Origin of the sequence: Micrococcus sp. FDAARGOS_333 (assembly GCF_002206575.2) — a bacterium.
GTDB lineage: Bacteria > Actinomycetota > Actinomycetes > Actinomycetales > Micrococcaceae > Micrococcus > Micrococcus lylae.
In genome coordinates this window covers 1,284,683-1,307,782 of record NZ_NJFJ02000001.1, presented here as the reverse complement: position 1 = coordinate 1,307,782, position 23,100 = coordinate 1,284,683, and the positions used below count along the sequence as shown (strand labels likewise).

The 23,100-nt window shown below is 65.0% G+C and carries 23 protein-coding genes; 17 read left to right on the top strand and 6 right to left on the bottom strand.

Annotated features, from left to right (window positions below):
• Nucleotides 1–133 precede the first annotated feature (133 nt).
• The 17 genes from CEQ11_RS05855 to CEQ11_RS05775 all read left to right on the top strand — a co-directional run bounded on the left by CEQ11_RS05855 (nucleotide 134) and on the right by CEQ11_RS05775 (nucleotide 19,646).
• A complete protein-coding gene (locus CEQ11_RS05855; RefSeq protein WP_088478040.1) occupies nucleotides 134–1,075 on the top strand; it encodes an isocitrate lyase/phosphoenolpyruvate mutase family protein in 942 nt (313 codons plus the stop codon).
• A complete protein-coding gene (locus CEQ11_RS05850; protein ID WP_088478039.1) occupies nucleotides 1,072–2,172 on the top strand; it encodes an alanine--glyoxylate aminotransferase family protein in 1,101 nt (366 codons plus the stop codon). Before CEQ11_RS05855 ends, CEQ11_RS05850 begins: the two co-directional genes overlap by 4 nt.
• The gene (locus CEQ11_RS05845; RefSeq protein WP_088478038.1) at nucleotides 2,165–4,354 is read left to right on the top strand and encodes an FAD/NAD(P)-binding protein; all 2,190 of its coding nucleotides are present in this window, start codon (nucleotides 2,165–2,167) and stop codon (nucleotides 4,352–4,354) included. The genes CEQ11_RS05850 and CEQ11_RS05845 overlap by 8 nt, the downstream gene beginning before the upstream one ends.
• Nucleotides 4,351–5,604 carry an ATP-grasp domain-containing protein gene (locus tag CEQ11_RS05840; RefSeq protein ID WP_193762996.1) on the top strand — a complete coding sequence of 418 codons (1,254 nt, stop codon included), beginning with the start codon at nucleotides 4,351–4,353 and terminating at the stop codon, nucleotides 5,602–5,604. Before CEQ11_RS05845 ends, CEQ11_RS05840 begins: the two co-directional genes overlap by 4 nt.
• A complete protein-coding gene (locus tag CEQ11_RS05835; RefSeq protein WP_102957493.1) occupies nucleotides 5,601–6,815 on the top strand; it encodes an ATP-grasp domain-containing protein in 1,215 nt (404 codons plus the stop codon). The genes CEQ11_RS05840 and CEQ11_RS05835 overlap by 4 nt, the downstream gene beginning before the upstream one ends.
• Nucleotides 6,815–7,459: a CDP-alcohol phosphatidyltransferase family protein gene (locus tag CEQ11_RS05830; RefSeq protein WP_088478035.1), complete on the top strand. Its 645-nt coding sequence runs from the start codon at nucleotides 6,815–6,817 to the stop codon at nucleotides 7,457–7,459. Before CEQ11_RS05835 ends, CEQ11_RS05830 begins: the two co-directional genes overlap by 1 nt.
• Entirely contained in the window at nucleotides 7,456–8,670 is a 1,215-nt protein-coding gene (locus CEQ11_RS05825; RefSeq protein WP_088478034.1) for an MFS transporter, read from the top strand. Before CEQ11_RS05830 ends, CEQ11_RS05825 begins: the two co-directional genes overlap by 4 nt.
• Nucleotides 8,671–8,679: 9 nt before the next feature.
• A complete protein-coding gene (locus CEQ11_RS05820; protein ID WP_088478033.1) occupies nucleotides 8,680–9,942 on the top strand; it encodes an ATP-grasp domain-containing protein in 1,263 nt (420 codons plus the stop codon).
• Nucleotides 9,939–10,565: a pyridoxal 5'-phosphate synthase gene (locus CEQ11_RS13465; protein ID WP_088478032.1), complete on the top strand. Its 627-nt coding sequence runs from the start codon at nucleotides 9,939–9,941 to the stop codon at nucleotides 10,563–10,565. Before CEQ11_RS05820 ends, CEQ11_RS13465 begins: the two co-directional genes overlap by 4 nt.
• The gene (locus CEQ11_RS05810; RefSeq protein ID WP_193762994.1) at nucleotides 10,562–11,518 is read left to right on the top strand and encodes an NAD(P)-dependent oxidoreductase; all 957 of its coding nucleotides are present in this window, start codon (nucleotides 10,562–10,564) and stop codon (nucleotides 11,516–11,518) included. The genes CEQ11_RS13465 and CEQ11_RS05810 overlap by 4 nt, the downstream gene beginning before the upstream one ends.
• Nucleotides 11,508–12,557, top strand: coding sequence for a zinc-binding dehydrogenase (locus CEQ11_RS05805; RefSeq protein ID WP_088478030.1), 1,050 nt, complete (start codon nucleotides 11,508–11,510; stop codon nucleotides 12,555–12,557). The genes CEQ11_RS05810 and CEQ11_RS05805 overlap by 11 nt, the downstream gene beginning before the upstream one ends.
• Nucleotides 12,554–13,633, top strand: coding sequence for an N-acetyl-gamma-glutamyl-phosphate reductase (gene argC, locus CEQ11_RS05800; RefSeq protein WP_088478029.1), 1,080 nt, complete (start codon nucleotides 12,554–12,556; stop codon nucleotides 13,631–13,633). The genes CEQ11_RS05805 and argC overlap by 4 nt, the downstream gene beginning before the upstream one ends.
• Nucleotides 13,634–14,818: a phosphoglycerate kinase gene (pgk, locus tag CEQ11_RS13460; RefSeq protein ID WP_088478028.1), complete on the top strand. Its 1,185-nt coding sequence runs from the start codon at nucleotides 13,634–13,636 to the stop codon at nucleotides 14,816–14,818.
• A complete protein-coding gene (locus CEQ11_RS05790) occupies nucleotides 14,808–15,944 on the top strand; it encodes an iron-containing alcohol dehydrogenase family protein (protein ID WP_088478027.1) in 1,137 nt (378 codons plus the stop codon). Before pgk ends, CEQ11_RS05790 begins: the two co-directional genes overlap by 11 nt.
• Nucleotides 15,941–16,666 (top strand): NTP transferase domain-containing protein, encoded by a 726-nt coding sequence (locus CEQ11_RS05785; protein ID WP_088478026.1) that lies wholly within the window; start codon nucleotides 15,941–15,943, stop codon nucleotides 16,664–16,666. The genes CEQ11_RS05790 and CEQ11_RS05785 overlap by 4 nt, the downstream gene beginning before the upstream one ends.
• A gap of 1,022 nt (nucleotides 16,667–17,688) precedes the next feature.
• Nucleotides 17,689–18,258 (top strand): hypothetical protein, encoded by a 570-nt coding sequence (locus CEQ11_RS05780; protein ID WP_088478025.1) that lies wholly within the window; start codon nucleotides 17,689–17,691, stop codon nucleotides 18,256–18,258.
• An 80-nt stretch (nucleotides 18,259–18,338) separates the two neighbouring features.
• A complete protein-coding gene (locus CEQ11_RS05775; protein WP_088478024.1) occupies nucleotides 18,339–19,646 on the top strand; it encodes an ISL3 family transposase in 1,308 nt (435 codons plus the stop codon).
• Here CEQ11_RS05775 and CEQ11_RS05770 read toward each other — a convergent pair.
• The 6 genes from CEQ11_RS05770 to CEQ11_RS05745 form a co-directional block, all read right to left on the bottom strand.
• Nucleotides 19,618–20,211: a hypothetical protein gene (locus CEQ11_RS05770; RefSeq protein WP_088478023.1), complete on the bottom strand. Its 594-nt coding sequence runs from the start codon at nucleotides 20,209–20,211 to the stop codon at nucleotides 19,618–19,620. The two genes, CEQ11_RS05775 and CEQ11_RS05770, sit on opposite strands and share 29 nt — an antisense overlap.
• 230 nt (nucleotides 20,212–20,441) lie before the next feature.
• The gene (locus tag CEQ11_RS05765) at nucleotides 20,442–20,888 is read right to left on the bottom strand and encodes a pilus assembly protein TadG-related protein (protein WP_088478022.1); all 447 of its coding nucleotides are present in this window, start codon (nucleotides 20,886–20,888) and stop codon (nucleotides 20,442–20,444) included.
• 58 nt (nucleotides 20,889–20,946) lie between these two features.
• Nucleotides 20,947–21,375 (bottom strand): hypothetical protein, encoded by a 429-nt coding sequence (locus CEQ11_RS05760; protein ID WP_087133867.1) that lies wholly within the window; start codon nucleotides 21,373–21,375, stop codon nucleotides 20,947–20,949.
• A 43-nt stretch (nucleotides 21,376–21,418) separates the two neighbouring features.
• A complete protein-coding gene (locus CEQ11_RS05755; protein ID WP_088478021.1) occupies nucleotides 21,419–21,763 on the bottom strand; it encodes a TadE/TadG family type IV pilus assembly protein in 345 nt (114 codons plus the stop codon).
• A 104-nt stretch (nucleotides 21,764–21,867) separates the two neighbouring features.
• The gene (locus tag CEQ11_RS05750; RefSeq protein ID WP_369804933.1) at nucleotides 21,868–22,062 is read right to left on the bottom strand and encodes a hypothetical protein; all 195 of its coding nucleotides are present in this window, start codon (nucleotides 22,060–22,062) and stop codon (nucleotides 21,868–21,870) included.
• 107 nt (nucleotides 22,063–22,169) lie between these two features.
• Nucleotides 22,170–23,099 (bottom strand): type II secretion system F family protein, encoded by a 930-nt coding sequence (locus tag CEQ11_RS05745; protein WP_227718757.1) that lies wholly within the window; start codon nucleotides 23,097–23,099, stop codon nucleotides 22,170–22,172.
• Nucleotide 23,100: the final 1 nt, after the last annotated feature.

The following is a 23,100-nucleotide window of genomic DNA, read 5'->3' as shown; positions in this document are numbered from 1 at the left end:
GGAGGGTCGCGGCCGGAGACACCCATCCGTGATGCTGCATAAACCATTTGCGCACACTGTGCCAGACTTAATCTTTTTCTATGTCTGTAGACATTCCACGTCAATGAGTTACGGTTGAAGCCGGAGGGTACACATGAACAATGATCTCACGGCTCGCGCCAATTTGAAGGACATCCTGCAAAGCCCAGAAGTCACATTCGCCATGGAGGCTCACGACGGGATGTCATCTCGCATCGCCCAAGATGCGGGCTTCCCCGCACTTTGGGCGTCCGGCCTGTGCGTCTCAACGGCCTTCGGCGTTCGCGACGCCAACGAACTCGCCTGGAGCGACATGCTCCGCCAAGTACACAACATGAGCTTGTGCACGGACCTGCCGATCCTCGTGGACGGGGACAGCGGTCACGGCAATTACAACTCCACACGGCTCTTCGCCCGAAACGCTCAAGCTGCAGGAGCGCAAGGCGTCTCCTTCGAGGACAAACGATTCCCTAAGATGAACTCGTTCTATGGAGACGAGCACGACCTCGTCGACAAGCGTGAGTTCATGGTAAAGGTCGCTGCCGCACGCGAATCCGTGGGGAATGAATTCTGCATCGTCGCTCGCACAGAGGCACTGGTGGCCGGCGTGGGAATGGATGAGGCGCTGTCCCGAGCAGCAGCATATGTCGAGGCCGGGGCAGATGCGGTGTTCATCCACTCCCGCCGGCCCGAACCCGACGAAATCGTCGAGTTCTGCCGCCTCTGGGAGAATCGAGCACCCTTGGTCCTCGCCCCGACAACTTACGGCAAGAACCTGTCGCGAGAGTTCTACGAGTCGCTCGGAGTCTCCCTCGTTCTCTGGGCCAACCATTCCCTACGCGCTGCTTATCGAGCCATCCAGGGCGTGACTGACCACTTGAGCAGGCATCAAAGCCTCATCGGAATCCCGCCGATGGCGGGCGTGAGCGAGATCTTTGACCACTACGATTACTCGGAGATGGACACTGCCGAACAGCGCCTCATCCAGCTGGTCCAATCCGAGATGCTTCCTCCCGAAGCGCGGGAAACAGCTAGCGCTGAGGTGGTGGAGAGGTGACCGCAATTCCGCTTCTCTTTAACCCTGGCCCGGTCCAGGTTCACGACAGCGTGTGGGCGGCCCTGAACACATCCGACCTTTGTCACCGGGAGCAGGAGACTCTTTCGCGGATCGGCGACGTTCGCGACAAGCTACTGGCGGTGTGCCGAGGACGAGAGACTCATGCGGTTGTCATACTGACTGGCTCCGGCACCTGCGCGTTGGAGGCCGCCATTGCAACCGCAATACCACCAACGGGGCTCGCACTGGTGCTTGACAATGGGAACTACGGCGAACGATTGCGCGATGTAGCCTCCGCACGGGGAATAGAGCACGAGTGGCTCGAGTTCGGGTGGGGTCGGCAGTTCGATCTCCCCAGGATAGAGGCGGCTCTCCAAGCGCGGACTTTCACACACATATTGATGGTCCACCATGAGACCTCTACCGGGATGCTGAACCCGCTCGCCGACGTCGCCGCGCTCGCGCAGCTTCACAGCTGCGAGCTCATCGTCGATGCGGTAAGCAGCGTCGGAGCCGAGGAGATCAACGTGACTGCCCTCGGCGTGGACTGGCTAGTCGGCTCGTCCAACAAGTGCCTCGAGGGCCTCCCCGGCATGAGCTTTGTGTGCGCTCGGTCAGAGCATCTGGAGGGCGGGAGTCGCAACCGGCCAGGGCTGTACCTCGACCTCCAGGCGCAGTACCAGGCACAGGCCGTACGCGGCGAACCAGCGTTCACTCCCGCTGTCCAAGTGCTGGCCGCTTGGCAGGCCGCGCTGGACATCATGCTGGAAGAAGGAGTTACGGCGCGCCACAAACGGTATGCACGAGGCACCAGCCTTATCCGGGAACACGCAAAACAGCTGGGTCTCGTTCCCTTTGCACAAGAGGGCAAACGCTCATGCTGCACCAGCGTCTTCCACCTGCCCAAAGGCGTACGCTACACCGATTTCCACGCCGCCATGCTGCAACGCGGCTACGTCGTGTACCACTGTCCTCCGCGCATGGGGGAGGTCGTCCGCATTGCCACCATGGGCCAGCTCAAGCCAAGCCAGATCAAGGGAATGTTGGAAGCCATGACGGCTTCGTTGCACGAGGGAAAAGATACGACCAATGGTTGAGCAAGGCAGCATTGCACTAGTGGGCGGCGGCCCGAGCGCCGTGTACTCGCTGGAACGTCTCGCGGCGTTCGCCCAGGTCGGACGCGTCTCGACCCCACTTGTTATCCACGTCTTCGACAAGGGCGGGAACTTCGGCGACGGAGAGGTCCACAGCCGCCTTCAGCCACAAGTCAGTTTCCTTAACCGCATCGCCGGACAGGTCTCGTTCGCCGCGGACGAGACGATTGAGGACGCCGACCCGCTCATGGCAGCGCATACCCGACTAACGCTCGCGCAGTGGTGCGAGGCTCGGTATATGGCCACCGGGGACGAGCGCTACCGTGTCTCCGCCACCGACTGGCCAAAGCGGTTCGTTCACGGCGAGGCTCTGCGGCACTTCTTCGACCTCTACGTTGGTGTCCTGCAAGCGGCGGGCATCCAGGTCAAGCTACACGCTTCCGAGGTCGTGGACATCGATAACTCTGGAGAGAAGCTGGAGCTCATCTGCGCCGATGGAAAGCGTGTACCCGACGTCGGGCACGCGCTCCTGGTCACCGGGCACTCTTGGAACGACCCAATGCTGGACCCCAGGCGTCGCAAGCACGCGGACCATGCCCGAGCCACCAACGCTCCTTACGTCGGTGCAGCCTATCCGCTCGAGAGAGGCCTCGGCTGCGAGGTCGCGCCCCCCGGGAGCACGGTCGCGTGCGAGGGGATGGGACTGACCGCCATCGACATCGTCTTGTACCTGACCGAGGGGCGGGGCGGATCCTTCGTGCCGGACGGCGAGCGGCTTCGTTATGTCCCTTCCGGTGAGGAACCGGATCGCATCATCCCCTTCTCTCGGTCCGGCCTATTCACCTTCGCCAGGCCCGACAACCACAAGCAGGTGAATCTCGCCTTGCATGAACACCGCCCAATTTTCCTCTCAGAATCTGCGGTGAACACTATCCGAGAGGCCCGTGGCACGAGCAGCCCCCACGGGCTCCAGATCGACTTCGAGCGCGACATCTTTCCTCTAATCCGGTTGGAGATGATGATCGTGCACGCCACCGCCTTGCTGGGCAGTGACGCCGGTCAACACCTGCAGCGCACCGTCGAGCCCGAGGTGGAGGCCTTCCGTACCGCCTCCGCCGAAGAAGCGCGGAGTGCGGCAGAGAAGGCTTTCACTACACTCCAGGACGAGACGCGGCGGATGTACGCCTTGGTCGATCAGAGACTCAACGGCGTGCAATCCCTCGCGTCCTGCCGCAACGAGGCCAAGGGCTGGGATTTCTCTTTGGCCGCTGCGACGTTCATAGGCTGTGTGTGGGGTGAAGCACTGCGCAGCCCTATCGGAACGGTCCTCAGCGCCGAACTCCCCCGTGTGTACCTCGGCCTCGAGTCGCCCTACGGGCTGCCTCGATCTGCGGCTGAGAATGAGTTCGACTGGGATAAGACCATCCGTCCCATCCCTGATGACGCCCGCAAGGACCCGGAGGAGTATCGCCGAGCGATGCTCCGTTGGTTCAGTGAGGATGACTTGCGTGCTGCTCACGGGAACCTGGCCGACCCGGCCAAGGCGGCAGCCGACGGGGTGTGGCGAGACCTCCGCGACGTTCTCGCCCACGCCATCGACCGGGGAGGGCTCACCCCGGATTCTCACCGGCACTTTCTCAACGTTTACATGCGCCACCACAATCGGCTCGCCAATGGGGCGGCTCGGGAGGTCATGCACAAGATTCACGCCGCCGCCGAAAACGGTGTGCTTGACCTCGGGGTCGGACCTTCTGGACTGGTGACACACGAGGACAACGGCTACGTAGTCATGGGTCCGGAGACGGGGTTCGCAGCGAGGGTCGACGTGCTTGTCGATGCCACTGTCCACGCTTTCGACCCCCGGCTTGACACCGCCAGTCTCTACCGCAACCTCCTGGAGCGTGGCGTGGTCCGGCTCTGGGAGAACGAGGGCGGCCCCAGCGATGAGCCCTTCGTGCCAGGTGGTTTGGATTTGGACGAAACGTTCAGCCCAATCGGCGCCACTGGCGAGTCCGACTCGCGAATCACCGTCTTGGGCCCGCCGAGCGAGGGCGTCGTGTTCTTCCAGCTAGGCGCCTTGCGGCCTGAACAGAATCACCACGTCATGCGGGACATTTTGGTATGGGTCGCCAAGCTGTCCCGGGCCGGCTACTTCCACAGCGCCGACCAGGGGGCCAGCGCATGAGCGGCCTCGATCCTGCACGCGTAGCCGTGATGGTCGAGGCACCTGTGACCGGGGCCGGCGCGGACGCCGCCCGGCTGCTGCGAGAGCGTGGCCTCAGCACTCTGCTGCTCACCCATGACCCTGACGGAATGCCCCAGTACCTACGGCGCCAGCTCGCACAGCAGGACGTGTCGGTGATTCAGACCTCGACCCTCGACGTCGAGGCCATGCGCGCGTCTGTACTCCAGCACCTCGATGGCTCGCCTCGAGCTGTCCTCGGTATGTACGAGTACTACGCGGCGCAGGCCGCCGAGTTGGCTCGCGAGTTCGGCTGTCCCGGTCCCGCCCCCGAAGCTGTGGCCATCTGCCGTGACAAGGCGCGCCAACGCGACCAACTTGCCGGTACGGAGCTAACTGTTCATTACCGGCGTTGCCACACTGCAGACCAGGCGCAGAGCGCGGCGGCGGAACTAGGCACGCCCGTGATCGTGAAACCCACGAACCTCACGGGCAGCGTGCTAGTGCGCCGCTGTGACACTCCTCACGAGGCCAAGGAAGCCACCGAGGCCATCCTTCGTCAAGGGGAGTATCTCGGGATCCCTGTTCAGAATGAAGTCCTCGTCGAGGAATTCATCGAGGGGGCGGAGTACTCGGTGGAACTCATGCACGGACGGGCCGTCGCCGTCACCAGCAAGACACTCGCGCCAGGAACCGTGATCGAGATCGCTCACACCGTGCCTGCCGGCCTCGCGACAGAACTGCAGGACTACCTCTCCCGCGTCGCGGAGGAAGCTTGCTCCGTCATCGGGCTCAGGTGGGGGCCCGCGCACGTAGAACTAAGAGTTCAGGAATCGGGCAGGGCAGCCGTCATTGAGATCAACGCGCGCGTCGCCGGAGACCGGATCCCCGAGCTTGTTCGCCTCGCGACGGGAGTGGATCTGGTCGATGAGCATATTGGAGCTGCGCTTGGCGAGGCTGCACGGCAGGGAGAGCCAGAAGCACCAGTCGCGACGATCCGCTTTCGCCAGGGGCCCGGCGGACGTTTGAACCGGGTGTCAAAGCTGGAGTCCGCGCGTGCCATTGCCGGCGTGCGAGAGGTTCACCTGCGCATCGCCGAGGGGCAAGAGCACCGGCTCAATGGTTCGAACCAGGATCGCGTCGCCTGGGCCATCGCCACTGGCGATGTCGAGGCCGCTGCGCGGACTGCAGCCACCCAAGCCCTGGACACGGTGGAGTTGGACTGGGCAAGGATGCAAGGGGCGACTCCATGACCACCGCGATCCTAAACCGGTTCCCGCTCGATCTGGTCGACTACCCCACATGGCTTGGCCACGCACCCGTCCTTGTGACGTCTCGATCGTCGTTGCCCCGCACGGGACTGAACCTGTCCGCTTATCGTGCTGTCACAGTCGTAGATGACTACCCCTCCGCACGGACGATGCTCTACCTCGAACGGCTCGTTCGGGAGCACGAGTGCGACAACCTGCTTGCGCTATCCGAGTTCGACCTGCTTCGTGCGGCACGCATGCGGGATCAGTACGGCCTGGGCGGCCCAACGCTCGAACAGACGCTACCGTTTCGAGACAAGTTGCTCATGAAGCGGGCGCTCAGCGAGGCTGGGGTGCCTGTGGCCCGCTTCACACCCATCGACAATGTGTTCGATCTCCTGACATTCCATCGGACGATTGAGGGCCCCATCGTGGTCAAGCCACGAATGGGCGCATCCTCCATCGGCGTTTGCGTTCTTCGCACTGAGCAAGACCTAGACCAATTCTGCCTGGACTCCCCCGCATTCTCCGGCGACGAGCCTGCCTATCTAATCGCCGAAGAGTTCGTCGAGAACGAGATGTTCAATGTCGATGGCGTCACAGCCGACGGCCGGACTCTTGCCTGCTGGCCCTCTCGGACATCGTCCTGCCTTGGTTTCGAGGAAGGACAGCTCCTTGTCGCCTCTCAACTCGACGCAGATGACGAACGCGTCCCAATCCTCCGGGGTCTCGTCACGGAAACTATCGCAGCTCTGCCCCGGCATGATCGAATGATCTTTCACGCCGAAGTCTTCCTGTCCCCCGATGGAACCTACCGTCTGAACGAAATTGGTGCACGTATCGGCGGGGCCAAGGTACGCGAACTCGTCACCCGGGGCTTCGACTTCGACCCTGTGGAGTGGTACGTGCGCGAGCTCTTCGGGGAGGGTATGCCCGACGCGCCCACTTCCGACGTACCGGCACGCCCCTATGCCTATTGCCTCGTTCCCTCCCGCACGGGGACAGTGCAGGCGATCGACCCCGGCCTCCTCTCCAGCAGGGAGGGCCTGGACACGGTGGAAATGCGCATTGCCGTGGGGGACACACTCGGGCCAGCAGCCTCATCGATCGATGGCATGGCGCTCGTCGTCACGCACGGGGATACCTGCGACGAGGCCGCTGCCATTGCAAAGGCCGCTGGGGAAGACGTCATAGCGAAGGTGAGCGTGGTCTGATGAACAGCAGGAGAACTAACCCCGCCCCGACTATCTTGAGCCAGCTCGCCGATGCAGCTAACCTCTGCACGCTTGCTGGACTGGTGTCAACCGTCTGGGGCCTCGCCGGTGCATTGGATGGTTCCCTGCACCAGGCTGCCATCGGGCTCATGGGCTCGACGGTGTGCGACGTCGCGGACGGCTACATTGCCCGCGCAACGCCCAAGCGGGCCGAGCTCACATCGCGTATCGGCGGAGCCCTCGACTCTCTTGTTGACCTCGCGGCGGGCGGAATCCTCGGGGCAGTCTGCCTCCTGACTCTCGGCGAAGGCTCCCTGTTCGCGGTGACCGTCGCGATGGTGACTGCTTGCGCACTCGCCGGTCGGCTCGCGTACTTCACCATGGTTGGGCTAGACGGACGCTACTTCGTCGGCGTCCCAGTTGTCGTCAACCAGTACCTCGTGGCTGGCCTACTCCTAATCGTCCCCCTGAGGCATGAACCTTGGGGGCAGTATGTACTCGGTATGGCGATGCTCGCGGTTGCTGCGGCCAATCTGTCGTCCTGGCGCGTGCGTAAGCCGGGCCCTCGCGGGATGGCCGGGCTGGCCGTCATTGCAGTCTTCATCGCACTCGGACACATCGTGCAGTGGCAGGGAGCGGCATGAGCACCAGCCACTCCGTCAATCGATTGCCTCGCGGCATCACGCCCTTCGTAACGGTGCGTTTCTTCGGCTTCCTCGCGGACCAGGGTTCTACCTTCGTCATCCCTCTAGCGGTGTACTCTGTCACCGCGAGTACCACACTCTCCGGAATCGCCTTTACGATCCAGTGGTTGCCTAGGATTGTCCTGTCACCGTTCTTCGGAACCTTTGTAGACCGCTTTCCCTCGCTGCCGCAGCTGGTGAGTTCAGACTTGGTTCGGACGATTGTCCTGCTGGTTGTACTGATCGAGCCGGAAGCATGGACGCTGATCGCGTCTTGCGGTGTCCTTGCCATCGCCAACGGCTACTCGTCAATCGTTACCGAGCAGGTCGTGGGGACGGCGGTCAACGAGGACAAGTTCGCACAAGCGCAATCTCAGCAACAGATGGCGTTCCAGACGGCAATGGTCGCTGGACCCGCCCTCGGCAGCTGGGCGCTGGGACTGCTCAGCCTCCGTGGCGCACTCCTCTTCTTTGCGCTCACTTCGATCCTTGCACTCCTCGCCACCCCCCTCGTTCTCTCCGCCGTTGGGCACCCCCAGGTCACAGGGGGCGAAGCTGGGCCTTGGGAACGTTTGCGAGACGGCGGCCGGACCCTCTTCCAGGGCAGACAGCTCCCGCTCCTCATGGCTATCACGATCCTCGTCAACCTTACTGGTGGGATGGCCTTGGCGACTCTACCCCCGATCGTTGTGGGCCAACTCGGTGGTGGAGCGGCCAGCGCTGGCACAGTGGCAGGAACGGCCGCGGCAGTGAGCTTGACTTCAGCAGCGTTGTGTTCGTGGGGCACGCGAGCTACCGACATAGGCCGGATGGTGGCTGTAGCTGGAGTCATACTTGCGGTTGCCGCGGTGACCATGTCTATCGCTTCCTCCCTCATACTCTTTGCCATCGGTTACTCCCTATGGGCAGGTGGACTGGTGGTTTTCACAATCTGGATGCGCACTCGTCGGCTCGAGCTAATCAACCCGCAAAAGGTCGGTACCACCCTTGGCTTCTTCGTAGCTGTCATCCTTGTTGCCACGCCCCTCTCGGGCTTGCTGCTCACGCTCCTCGGAGACAAGGTCGGCGCCCAGTCGCTCCTTCAGTGGACTGCTCTCGTTAGCGCGGCCCTAGTCGTGCCGTTGCTCGTCCAGTGGAAACGCGTGCACCGCAGTCAGGTCCCCAACCGGTAAGGAGATGAAATGAACACCCCCACCATCCTGCTTATCGGAGCTGGCGTCATGGCGGAGCCGTACCTCGACGCTGCCGTGCGGAACGGCGTCCGGATCGCTCTCGTCGAGACCCGGGAAAGGCTCGAGGCACTCACCTCGAGATACCCCATCCATGACCAGGAGACACTGCCGTCCAGCGAGATCGGCCAGGACACCGGCTGGATTCGTTCTGCTCTCGCCCTAGCCGACCGGCTGGCCGCCGCAGGGGTTCCGTGGGGTTGCCTGGCCTTCTCCGAGCCGCACGTCATCGCGGCGTCCCTTGTCCAGGACCTCCATCGCTTGCCAGGGCCCGGCACACGGGCGTCCATGAGTAGCCGCAACAAGGCGCTACAACGCACGCAACTTGACAATGTCGTGGCTCAACCCACGTTCATTCTTGCCGGTAAGGTCGCAGATGCCGAGCCCTGGCTACGTGCCCACCTGCCTGCCGTCGTGAAGCCAGTCGACGGGATGGGCAGCTCTGGGGTGCAACGTGTTACCACCCTCAGCGACATAGATGAGTTGGTCTCTACGCGGGGCGGAGACGGGCCCGTCCTGTGTGAGCAGTACGTGGCCGGGCAGGAGTACAGTTTCGAAGCCCTCGTGATCGCCGGGCAGCCCGTGCTGACCAACCTGACTCACAAGACGACTCAAGACCAAGTCCATTTCGTAGAGGTCGCTCATCGCGTCGGCTTCGAATCCAGTGATCCTACGCTCGCTCAGGAGGCGCAACGTACCCTTGAGCTCGTCATCGGTCGCCTGGGCATCCGTGATTCCGTCGTGAGCATGGAATTCCGCGAAAGCGGGGGCCGGGCGGTGGTGATGGAGACCATGGTCCGAATGCCTGGCGACCACATCTGGGAGGCCATCGCGCGCGCCCGCAACGTCGACCTTTACGAGGCGCACCTCAATCTTGCCCTCGGCCGTCCCTCTGCCTGCGCCTCTCCCTTCCCATATCAGGCCCAGCCTCACCCGGTGGCGGGTCGATTCGGGACCTGCTTCCTCGTAGCACCCCGTCAGGGCACGCTCCGGGCCATCAACTGGGGAGAGTGGACCCAATCCTCGGATCTGTTGCGGCACGGCGAACGAATCTCTCCTGGAACCCCAGTCCGCCCCGCGGAGTCCTCGGCTGACCGCGTGGCGTACGCCATCGTGCGCGCGGCCGACGACGAACAGCTCACCGCGTGGCTGCGAGACCTTCTAGACCCCGCCCGCGTAATACTCAATGACGATGATGAGGTGAAGGCATCATGAATGACAGAAAGACCCTTTCGGGGGACATCGATCTCGACCTCGCAGAGTTTGACAGCCCTCCTGCTGAGCCTTTCTCCCTCCTTGGCGAATGGCTGGCCCGGGCCGACTCACTCAACGTTCGCGAGTCCAGAGCAGTCACACTCGCCACTCTCGGTCCGCAGGGCCCAACAACACGAACCGTCCTCGTTAAGGATGTCGCTGACGGGCACCTTGTCCTTACAACGAGCGCTGAGAGTCGCAAGGGCCGTGAGCTTGAAGCTGATCCACGCTGCTCCCTGACGTTCTACTGGCGCGAGACAATGCAGCAGATCGTGGTCAACGGGACGGCCCATAAGAGCGACGAGACGGAGTCCGACGCGCTGTTTAGCGCCCGCCCGGCCGCAGCCCGCGCAACCGTGATCGCATCCCATCAGAGTGCCCCCCTCACAGACCAGCGCGCGCTGCGTACCCAGGCGGAGGAATTGCTCGCGTCAGGTGATCTTGGCCGACCAGCGTCCTGGCACGCCTGGCATATCGAACCGCACGAGATCGAGTTCTGGCACGGAAGCACGGATCGTTTTCACCGACGTCTCGTGTTCCGACGGACGGAGACGGGATGGAACGCATGTCGGCTACAGCCATGACCACTATCAGAGAACCGTTGCGGGTGCTCGTCACTGACCCGCTACATCGTTACGGCCGGGACAGGCTCGACCGATTTACACAGCTGACCGTCGTCGAAAGGCCAACCCGGAGCGAGTTCCTGGCTCTTGTCTCGAACGCTGACGTGCTCATTTGCCGCAGTAGCGTCGTCGTTGACGCCGAGGCACTCGACTGTGCACCACACCTGCGTGCAGTGATTCGTGCCGGTAACGGGTTGGACAACATCGACGCCGCACACGCTGGCCTTCTAGGCGTGACGGTCTCGTCTATCCCCTCCCCGGGAGTGAACGCCGTGGCAGAGTTCGTGCTGGCCAGCCTCCTCACATTGAGTCGGCGCATCGTGGAGGCAGACCGGCAGGTTCGAGAGGGAATATGGGCTAAGTCCGCTCTCTGCGGCACTGAGTTGGGTGGGCGCACTCTCGGCCTCGTGGGATGCGGGCGAATCGGGACTCGCGTTGCAGAGCTGGCCCAGGGATTCAACATGCAGGTCTGCGCGTCGGTCGAGCACCCGTCTGCGGATCGCGAAGTCACAATGCGCGCGAAGGGCATCGACCTCCTGACCCTCGAAGAACTCGTGGAGAAGTCGGATGCCATTTCGATCCAGGTTCCTGGAGGGCCCGCCACGCATGGACTCGTCGACGCCCAGGTGCTCACACACGTCAAGCCGGGATGTCTCCTGATCGATGTCAGCCGCTCCGGTGTCGTCGACCACCAGGCTGTGCTCGATGGTTTGCGTTCCGGACATATCGCGGGCGCTGCAGCCGACGTTCACGCCCAGGAGTCCGGGATTCCCCTCCTGGCCCAGCACCCCAGTGGCGTGGTAACGCCTCACATTGGCGGTTCCACGGAGGAAGCACAATTGCGCATCGCCGCAGAGGTTGTCCGCCGCGTCCAGGCACTGGATCAAACTGGGAGGGCTAGCCATGGCGTATGAGACCACGGCAGCGTGCGGCTACGAGTTGACGACGAGCGGCACGTTCAAGGAAGTTCACCTCCCCATAGCCTCGCCACGCCCCGATGACATCGTGGCCGCGGTCCATCTCGTTGGGATCTGCGGCTCGGACCTTGGTGTTTACTTGGGTCGGCACCCCTACAAGCGGGCTCCTGCGGTTTTAGGACATGAGATGTGTGGACATGTGGTGGCCGTGGGCTCCGGGGTGTCGCGGGTGAGGGTTGGCGACCACATCACCACATCTGCATTCTGCCCGTGCGGCTCGTGCTCACAGTGCTCCGGCGGGATGGTCAACCTGTGCGCGGGGCGTACCAACCTGTCACACGAGGACTGGCCCGGGTGCTTCGCTACCCACGTGGTTCTGCGGGAACCGATGATCACAGTGCTGCCACACGATATGCCTCACGAACAGGGTACCTTGGTTGAACCACTCTCCATTGCGTGGCACGCGCTGCAGAGGCCCGATACCCGCCCGCAGCATGTTGCCGTGATCGGTGCGGGAGGTATTGGGGCCGCGACCGTGCTCCTCGCCCACCGGGCAGGCGCCACCAAGGTCACGGCTATCGATCGCGGCGTCGCCAAGGAGCGTTTGGCACGGAAGTTGGGAGCATCCTGCTTCCTTGATGCCGGGGACCTCGACGATCGAGCGAAGTACACGGATGTGAACGCGGATCTCACCGTTGTCACCTCCGGCCACCCTTCCTGTTTAACAGAGGCACTGGAGTTGACACGCCCCCGAGGTCAGGTGGTGGTGGTCAGTTACTCGGGCAGCGACGTCTCCATCCCGCTCGATGGGTTTGTAGGGAATGAAATCACCCTGCTCACGTCTCACCTTGCGGTGGGCTCCGAGGTCGAGGAGATCGTGACCATGCTCAGCAACGGTCTCGATGCCTCTCGCCTCATCACCCACCGGTTCCCTATCCATGATGTCGAGGCGGCGTTCGACCTCCTCACCTCGCCCGAGGGCGTGTCTGCAGGCCGCGTTGTGCTCGAAAATCGCCTGAAGGAGGACCTTCGATGACTACATTGACAGTAGGAGTGGTTGGCGCCACGGGCGCCGCCGGGGGTGAGGCTTGCCGTCTCTTGCTCCGTCATCCGAACGTAGGGCGGGTCGTCCCCTTCGCCCGCGCGGAAGGTGAGTTGAGCGCATTCCACCCTCGCCTGACGGAACCGTTGCCGCTGGTGCCCGTAGACACCCTTACGGAACGCGAGGATATGGATGCGGTCCTCCTGTGCACCCCGACCGGGGAAGCGATGCAGGTCAGCGAAGAGCTAGTCAAGGCGGGCACCTTGGTCGTGGATCTGAGCGCGGACCACCGCTTCAATGACCCCGATGATTTGCAACGCTGGCACGGTGTACGTCACCCTTCACCGCAGTCACTCTCGAGCGCTTGCTACGGGCTGACGGAGCTGGCCCGCGACGAGATCGCTAGCGCCAGGCTCATCGCGAACCCAGGGTGTTTCGCCATCACAGCCGAACTCGCCCTTATGCCTCTCGCGCAGGCCGGGTTGCTGCCCGGACGCAGCCGTGCGACGGTCTTCGCTGTCAACGGCATGACGGGGGCGGGGTCTACGCCCCGACGCGAGACAGCCGCAGCCGAGGCATCTGCAACGCTGCTGGCTTATGGTCTCGATGGGCACCGTCACGCGCCCGAGATCGAACAGGCCCTGCGACGATGGGGGGGTTCAGACCCTGTGGTCGACCTCTCTACAGCCCACGCTGATTTCCGACGGGGAATCCACCTGACTGCGAGCATAGAGGTGGCTGGGGATGTGCTCCCCTCCAGGGAAGACCTGTTAGACCTTTTCTGCGCCGCGTACGGTGAGGGCCACGATGGTGAGCGGTTCGTGCAAGTCATCAGGCGGGGGAGGCAAGGCGGCCTGAATCATAAGGATTACTCGCTGTATCCCCAGGTTTCGAACGTGGCGGGGACGAACAATTGCCAGATCGGCGTCGACGTGGACCTTCGCACGCGCACCATCAAGGTAGTGGCCGTCTCGGACAACTTGGGTAAAGGCGCCGCTGGTGGAGCCGTCCAGAATCTGAACGTCGCTCTCGGGCTACCCGAGAGTGCTGGGCTGGAGGGGCTTGAGTAGATGCACTCCGCGATGACTTCGGACATCACCGCCCTCACCTTTCGTCCCGAACTAGTGACTCCCGGGGAACGCTGGGTGTACTCGGCGGGGGCAAACGTAGTGCCTGGCTGTGTAACGGCCCCTCGCATTACGGAGGAAGTCCCGGACCTGCGTGCACTCACGGCTGCACAGGCGGTCGTCGTGGTGCTCAGCCATCAAGGCTCGTACAGAGACGGCTCAGCCGGCAGCCTCGGCCACGTGGCACAGGCCTGGCGCTCTGTCGGACTCCCTGTCCGCCTTATGGACGCACCTTGGGAGGTTGGCGACGCTGTACGCGGCATTCCCGGCAGCATCACCCTCCTGCCCAATACCCGGCTTTCACCTGGAGAGGAAGATTGCGACCCGGATCTGGCCCGCGCCTACGCGACCTTGGGAGCCAAGGCGATCGTGGGCGGCTTTTCAAAGAGTCACCGCCGTAACGCCTCCAATTTCGGCCTCATGGAGCATCTACCCACCTGGATCAGTAGAGGGCTCGCACTGGAACTTGACGTGCTTCAACCGATCCGCACCGGTCCGCTCGGTGCTTTAGTACTCGGCGGCATGAAGCGGGAGAAGGTGTTGGCACTGTTCAGCGACCTGACGAGTCGGGCGCATTGCGTTCTCCCCACCGGCGGTGTGTTGAACGCGCTGCTCCATGCACAGGGAATCGGTGTGGGTAACTCACGACGGCCTCACCTAGACGAGGAGGAACGGAGGCGTCTGGTCCAAGCGGTTCACACCCTAGGCGACCGAATCATACTCCCTCATGAGGTCCTCCTCACCGAGGAGATCAGCGGTTCATCCCATTGGGCGCCGCTCAGTGTCCCGATCCCGGCAGGCTGGGCAATACGCGATCTCCGTTGGTCACCCGAGCATCTCGGCCGCATAGCCGAAGTGCTTGGGAGCGTTCCCACAGCAGTCATCGCCGGCCCCCCGGGTGATGTCCGCGGTGGATTCGTAGTAGGAGCGCAAAGTCTAAGCAACCTACTTGCACCGTTGCGAGATGGCGCATTCTTCCTCGGAGGTGATACCTGTGAGGAGATAGAGGTTACCGGAACAGCCTCCCCAGGTGGGGGCGCCGCGCTCGAGTATCTAGGTCGAGGGACGTGTCTCGTCGTGGAGCATTTACGCAGCATTCGACTAGAAGGGACCTTCAATGACGATTGAGATGAACACGCCAACCCGTGTTTTCCTGGGCCCGGGTTCCACTAAACAGCTTTCTAACGCACTGAGGGGAATGGGGCAGAGATGTCTTCTAGTCACCGGATCAACTTCCGCCGCTCAATCTGGTGCCCTGGCCGCCGTCCAAGAGCAATTGAATAAGCTGCGAATCAATACGACGGTTTACAACTCAGTGCAGGCGGAGCCCACGGTCGACGACGTCGAGCGGGGCGTCGAGTTGGTGCGGGGCGGAACTGACTTGATTGTCGCAGTAGGTGGAGGAAGTGCGATCGACACCGCGAAGGCCGTCAGTGCCTCACTGGCACTAGGCCCCGCGCCCGCACTGGTGGGCCGCACACTCGACGACGATGTCGCCCTGACGCCCGTCGTTGCCGTGCCGACGACGGCGGGTAGCGGGGCCGAGGTCACAAAAGGTGCCATTATTACAGATAGTTCGCGCAATCTCAAATCAGGCATTCGCGGCAACTCTCTAATTCCGCGTGTCGCGGTCGTCGATCCCGCCTGGCTCCCCAGCATGCCACAGGCCGTCGCTGCCCAAACCAGCTTCGACGCCCTAGCTCACGCCATCGAGGGGTTTGTCGCCCGGCGCGCTGACTCAATCTCCCGAATGTGGTGTCGCGAATCCCTTCAGATTCTGCGACAAACCCTCCCCGCTATCGGCGACGGGTCCGCGACACCCGCGACTTGGGCCGAACAGGCCCGGGCTTCTCTCCTAGGCGGCTTCGCCGTGGCACACGCCAGCACCGGCTACCCGCACCGCATTCAGCAAGCCCTCGGTGGCAATCCGAGCGTCACCAGCGCACATGGTCGCGGCCTCGCAGCGGTATACCCGGCTTGGGTCGATGAACTCTACCGACGTCTTCCGCACGAGCCGATGGATGAGGTAGCCAGTCTTCTCGGGGGTATCGACCTGCGAAAGGTCGTCCGAGACCTGATCTCCCGGCTCGGGCTTCCAGCGTCGCTCCCAGAGACGGGCTACACCGCAGAGCACGTGGAAATCGCCCAAAATACCCTAGGCGGCAACTTGGAGAACGATCCGTTGTCCCAGACCGAGCACGCCTCGCTCGAGACAGTGCTAATGGGCGCCCTCTCGACGGGAGGCCAGCCGTGATAGGCATCGTCCCGGCTGCCGGCATGGGACGGCGCCTCGGCCAGACGTATCAGAACCTCCCCAAACCGCTTGTCGAGGTAGGAGGAAGCAGCCTGATCTCGCGAGTACTTAGACGGCTTGATGCACTGGAGATCGACAGTCTTCTTATTGTGCTCGGGTACATGGGTGATAGGGTTCGCGACCACATCGATTCGCTCAGTCTAGACCACCGCGTCGATTTCCTGGAGAACGAGCTCTATGAGACCACCAACAATCTGTATACTTTGAGCCTGACCATTCCCTTTTGGGGCAACGGTTTCGTAGTCAGCGACAGTGACCTACTGACGTCACGTGACGTGTTGAAACGGCTCTGCGCGGTCACAGGTAGTGGCATCCTCGTAGACCGCTCGCGTTCGCAGACGTTCGACCTCGGAGCCCATGTAGCGAAGGGGCGCGTAACCCAGCTCAGCAAGGACGTCCCCCGCGCAGTAGCGAGCGGCGAGGGGCTCGGTATGTCTATCTGGCGCGCTCCCGACGCTGCCATTCTGGCCCGCGAGGTTAGGCGGATGCTGCGCGAAGGAGGGGAGGACCTTTGGTATCCCTACGCGATGAGTGCAGCGGCTCAGCATGTACGCCTCCTAGAGGTGCCCGTGACCTCCAAAGAATGGTGGGAGGTCGACACTCATGCTGATTTGGAGGAAGGACAGCGCCTCGCGGCCAACAACCCGCTGTGGGCCATTTAATGAGTGGAGGGCCCAGCAACTTTCCCCATTAGTGAAGGCAGCCGTTGCATAGATGCCTCCAAATTCCGTCGATACAGGACGCCGGTGCCTAGCGAGGCGATAATCTTGTCAACCTGGCCACGCCGTGTGGGCTCACCCTCGTCCGCGTCGTTCTCCCCTTTTCCGCGCCACGGTGCCGGTCCGGGTCCGGCCTCTGGTCTCGTTCCGGACCGCGTCGGGATCTGCTATGGGAGGGGTGTCGCACCACTTTCCATCACCGGCGGCGATTCAGCAGACGCTTCTCCGGCTGGAACACTTGGGCAGGAAAAGGTGAGCAAGTCGCTACCCCGTCGACGTGCACGCTGACGGGGTAGCCGCCGCCATGGGATTGACGGCCTGCGACCGCCTGCCGTCGTCCCGCTGTGCGGCGTCGGCCCTGCCCTCCCGATGACCCCTCATACCCCAATCCTTCCATCGACCCGGTCTGGACAGCACGCTGGATGTCGCCGCTGATGTGCGGCGTCATGACGGTCGTGCCACTCGTTGCCGGTCTGAGGCTGGCAATGTTCACCGGGTAGTGGCTGTTCCGATTCCTCGGTCGGGCCTCCGTGGTCGCGCTAGCCCGGAATACCGGCCAGTGGTGCAGGCCCTCCTCGATGCGCTGCACCGTGAGGGCCGGCCCGTCCTCCACCTCGCAAAGTTGGCAGCCCAGACCGTGGCGTCGGGGAGCGCCGTCCCAAGCCTCCGGGTCATCACCGCTAAGGACGAGGGGACGGAGATCGACGTCGACCTGGAGGCCGTCGAGGCGGTGACCCATGACCAGGGCACGTTGCTCGTGACAGGCAGGCAGCACTGGGCTCAGCTGCGGGAATCGAGGACGTTCCGCGGCCTGAACGAAGAGCTCGTCCTGCTGACCGGTTCGCCCCGGGCATCCGGGCTGCGTGTGCTGATGATCGGCGAGGGGGGAACTGACCGAGTGCAGGCTCCTGGCGCAGCTTTCCCACCGGGTCCACGTCCCCTGTGGGACGACCGCCGAGCAGCGCATGGCCTGGCCCCGGCTCGTGGAGGTCAAGGACTTCCCCGGGCACGGCGTCGGCGGCGGCGGCCAGGGCGGCAGCGCGGCGCGGCTGCTCGGCGCGGCGGGAGGCGCGCGGGACCACGAGGGCCGGGGTTTCCGTGGCGAGGACCTCGGCGGTGGAGTTGTAGCCGCCCATGCAGACGGTGGCCGCGGCGTGGGTGAGCAGGGCCGGCAGGTTGCCAACGGCGCGGCGGACCTCGATGCCGGGGCGGGCGACGCCCTCGGCGCCGGTGACCGGGGCCGAGCACGGGTTGGCGGCGGCGGCCTCGCGGACCCGGGCGACGTCCGCGGCGGGCATCTGCGGGCCGGTGACGATGATGTGGCTGTGCCCGGCCGGGACCTCGGCGCCGGCGGCGGCGAGCAGGACGTCCACGCCGTCCGAGCCGCCGCCGACGGAGGTGAGGATGTACGGGGTCTGCAGCGGGGCGCCCTCGTCCTCCGGACGGCCGCGGGAGAGCAGGCCGGTGAAGCGGGTGAGCTCGGCCAGGTCCGCGGGGATTTCGGGCTCTTCGCGAACGAGGGTGTAGTCGGTTGAGTGCGTCGGTGGCCGGGTAGGGGTCGAGGCCTCCCGGATGATGGAAGTTCTTCACGCTTGCCATCTCGAAAGACCTCGACGTGCTCCACCCTACTTTCGCGACCCCTGACCTGACGGCGTTCTGCCGGCTCGACGAGCTCGGGCTCGTCGCCGTCGGCCAGCTGATCGAGCCGGACCGGGCGGTGATCGAGTGCCGACCGGTCGAGACAAACCCGTGGTGTCGCAAGTGCGGGGCGGAGGGTGTGCCGCGAGACACGGTGACGCGTCGCCTGGCGCACGAACCATTCGGGCATCGCCCGACGACGCTGCTGGTCCGGGTGCGCCGGTACCGGTGCGCGCACTGCCGACGGACGTGGCGTCAGGACATGACCCGCGCCGCCGCGCCACGAGCGAAGATCTCCCGCCTCGGCGTGGAGTGGGCGCTGCGGGGCATCGTCATCGACCACCTCACCGTGACCCGTGTCGCCGCGGGCCTGGGGGTGTCCTGGAGCGCCGCGAACACTGCGGTGCTCGCGGAGGGCAAGCGTCGACTGATCGACGATCCCGCCCGGTTCGACGCGGTCACCACGATCGGTGTCGACGAGCACGTCTGGCGGCACACCCGCCTCGGCGACAAGTACGTGACCGTGATCATCGACCTCACCCCGGCCCGCGAGAAGACAGGACCCGCGCGGCTGCTGGACATGGTCGAGGGTCGTTCGAAGGCGGTGTTCAAGCAGTGGCTCGCCGCCCGCCCGAAGGAGTGGTCGAAGGCGATCGAGGTGGTCGCGATGGACGGGTTCGCAGGCTTCAAGACCGCCGCCGCCGAAGAACTCCCCGACGCCGTCCCGGTCATGGATCCCTTCCACGTTGTCCGCCTTGCCGGCGACGCGTTGGACCAGTGCCGACGCCGAGTGCAGCAGGACACGGTCGGGCACCGCGGCCGCGCCGGTGACCCGCTCTACAAAGCACGCCGCACCCTGCACACCGGCGCGGACCTGCTCACCGAGAAACAGACCGCCCGCCTCGACGCGGTGTTCGCGATCGAAGAGCACGTCGAGGTCGAAGCGACCTGGGGCATCTACCAGCGCATCGTCGCCGCCTACCGGGAACCCGACAAGAAGAAGGCCAAGCAGATGATGCAGGCCGTGATCAACGCGATCACCACCGGGGTCCCCACAGCGCTCGTCGAGATCCGCAAGCTCGGCCGCACCATGCGCCAGCGCGCCACCGACATCCTCGCGTTCTTCGATCGACCCGGCACCAGCAACGGACCCACCGAGGCGATCAACGGCCGGCTCGAACACCTCCGCGGCTCCGCACTCGGATTCCGCAACCTCACCCACTACATCGCACGCAGCCTGCTCGAAGCCGGCGGATTCAAACCCGCGCTACACCCTCAATCGTGAAGAGCCGGATTTCGCCGGTGGCGGTGGGGTCGTAGACGGCGCGGTCGCCGTAGACCCAGAGGGCGTCGTAGTGGGCGGCGACCTCGTCTGCGCCACCGATCTTCTCCCATTCGCCCCGCACGGCGGCCGGGGTGTCCAGCACATCCCGCAGCCCCAGGACGGTGGCGGTGCCGTGGTTCTGGCGCAGCTGGGCCAGGGCCGGCTTGAGCTCACCGTCCACGCCGAACGCGTGGCGGTCCGCGATGAACAGGTCCGGGGCGAACGCGTCCAGGGCGGAGGCGATGACACCGGAGCGCATGTCCGCCAGGTCTGGGACGGACATGCCGATGTTGCGGGCCGCGTAGCCGCCGGAGGTGCGGGCGAACCCGGGCAGCAGCAGCCAGTCCCAGCCCTCCGGCAGGGAGTCCTGCGGGGCGTCCGGGTGGCCGGCGATCAGCATGCCGGTGACCGGCTCGCCGGTGAGCTTCGGCAGGGAGTTCGCCAGCGCCCAGGCCAGGGCCCGGTTGCGCCGGGCATGGCCGAGGCCCACCGAATCGTGCGAGTAGAGCGCCACGCTGATGCCCATGGGATGGCACCTCCTGAAGCCGTCCGTGACCGGCCGTGTGCCGATCGATGGGGACGACGGTATGGAGCGTCCATGAGGCGTTCATGAGACCGCAGGGAGGTGTTCATGAGAGCTCTTCATGAGAGGTGCTCATGAGAGGTGCTCATGAAACGCCGTCCGGACCGGCCGGTGGGCGGCGTGGCGGCGGGGCGGACGGCCCCTGCCGCCACGGTGGGGTCAGGTCACGGTGATCAGCGCTGGAGCGACGTGCGGGAGCTCCCTTGCGCGGAGATCGGCACACGGGCCGGGAGCACGTCGGCGAAGGCCGGCGGCAGCGGAAGCACGTCGGCGGTGCCGGTGAGCGTGACGACGACCGTGGTGTCGTCCGGCGCAACGTGGGCGTGGACGCCCGCCAGCCCCGGAACGGTCTCCGTGGCCCCCACTGCTGCGAGGTACTCGTTTACGGCGTGCCGGGCCTCCGCGTCCGTCAGGGCGAGTCCGGGGCCGGTGTCCAGCGCGAACGCGACCGCCTCGGCGCCGGATGCCGCCGCCCCATCCGCCAGGGACTGCAGCTGGCGCGCCTGCACGTTCACCCAGGTGGCGGCGAACATCACCAGGACCAGGGCGAGGACGATCACGGTCATGCCGATGACCAACGGCGTGGTCTGGCCGTCCTCGGCGGCGAGGCGTCTGCGCATCGTTGTTCCCTTCATGCGGCGGCAGGTCAGCGGTGCCGGAGCCCGGGTCAGGGCGCCGTCAGAAGCGGGGCACCCGGTGGCGGGCGTCCGAGGTGACGGTGACCGGTGCGGCGGTGATCCCGAAGAGCTGGTCCAGCACCGGCAGCGGCACCTCCACCCGCACCTGGACCTGCGCGACCATGCCCGGCTGGCGTTCGAGGCAGCTGCCGGGATCACACTGCACGTGGACGTCATACATGTCCGCCAGCACGCCGTAGTCCTTGAGCGTCCTCTGGGCGACCGCGTGCACCGACGCGCCGGCCGTGCCCTGTTCCTGGGACACCGCGGCCCGTGCGGCCTGGTCGGCGGCGGCGACCGCGCCGTAGGCGGCGGCCTGTGCCTGGGAGACGAACAGGAGCACGTAGAACAGCGGGACCAGCAGGACGAACGTCAGGCCGAGGAACTCGACCACGGCGGATCCCCTGTCCTCCCGGAGACGGTTCGCCATCACCCCACGGCTCGGTCCCGGCGGAACAGGGCGAGCCTGCTCGTCAGTACCGGAAGGCATGGCCGTGCACCTCCCACTCGATCGGCGAACGCCACAGCCCGAGCACGGGCATGGAGCCGGTGACGGTGACCCGCAGGACCGGGGTGCCGCCGTCGCTGAGGTCCTCGGCGGACACGCTGGTGCCCAGGGCCGTCACCGAGCCGGCTGCCAGGATCTGTTCGGCCCGGGCGACTCCGTCTGCCGCCGTGCGATCCGCCAGTGCCCCGTAGCGGGCACCGGCACTGGCGGCATCGATCATCGCGTTGCGGGCGTGGACGGCGATCGCCCCCTGGACCAGCGTCAGGAACAGGACCGCCAGCAAGGCCAGCACCATGGTGCTCTCGGCCACGGCGCTGCCTCGCTCCCCCGTCGGCGGGCCGGCCCGTAACGGGCGGCACTGGGGCGGAGCCGACGCATTGCTCCGGTGCGGAGCGGTCGGACGACGGCCCACGGTCAGCGGGCGGCGTCGTTCACCTGCTGGATCGCCTGCTGGAACATGCCGCTCAGCGCAGGTCCGGCGATGGCGATCAGCGTGGCGACCAGGGCGGCGGACATGAGCGTGATCATGACCCAGCCGGGCACGTCGCCGCGCTCGTCTGCGGCGCGCTCACGGGCGTCGCCGAAGAAGGCGGCGACGGACTGCAGCATCATCATGGCCTTGGTCTGGATATCCATGGTGGGTTCCCCTCTCGTGGTGTCCGCCTGGCTCTCAGGCGGATTCGGTGGTGATGGCTATTCAGTTGTGCCCCGACGTGTCAGATCCCGATGTCCAACAGTGCGATGCCGGGGAAGACTGCGAAGAGGACGGTCAGCGGAAGGATCCCGAAGACGAGCGGGATCATCATGTGGACCTCTTTCCGCCCGGCCGCCTCCATGAGCTCGCGTTTGGACAGCTCCCGGACGTCCTGGGCCTGGGCCCGGACGACGTCGGCCAGGGGCGTGCCGCGCTCGAGGGCGACGAGGATGCCGTCGATGAACCGCTCGAGCGGCGGCAGCTGGGTCCGACGTCCGCAGGCCTTGAGGGCGGCGGCCAGCGAGGCCCCTGCTCTCATGTCCGCCAGGGTTCGGGCGAACTCGTCTGCCAGCTCTCCGCGGGCCGTGACGGTGATCCGTTCGAGGGCGCCGGTGGTGCTCTCGCCGGCGCTGACGGACAGGGCGAAGAGCTCGGCGACGGACGGGAACTCGGTGAGGATGCGTCGGCGCCGTCGGGTGATGGCCGAGGCGAGCATCGAGTCGCGCGCCACTACGGCCAAGCCGGTGAACGAGACGACCAGCAGCACCGCCACGACGACACCGATGCGGTCGAGGCCAACGAGGGTGACGGCCAGCAGCGTGGACACGAGCGCTCCGCCGACGCCGAGGACGACCTGCTGGGCCCGGTAGTCGGCCACGGACAGGTCGCTGCCGGCCGCATCGAGCTTGCGGCGCAGCGACTCCTGCCCCGGGTTGAAGCGCTGCAGGGTACCGATGCCGGCGCCGAGGAGCGGCTGGACGATGCGGGCGAGTCCGGACCAGGGAGAGGCCGGTCCCTCCTGGGCGAGCAGGCTCGAGGCGGGCGCGTGGTGCCGCATCTGCGGCTCGACGCGCTCGGCCAGGCTCGGGCGCCATCCCCACGGAAGGTGCTGGACGATGAGGAACAGGCCGAGCCCCAGGGCCAGCCCGAGGCCGAGCGCGATCGCTGTCATG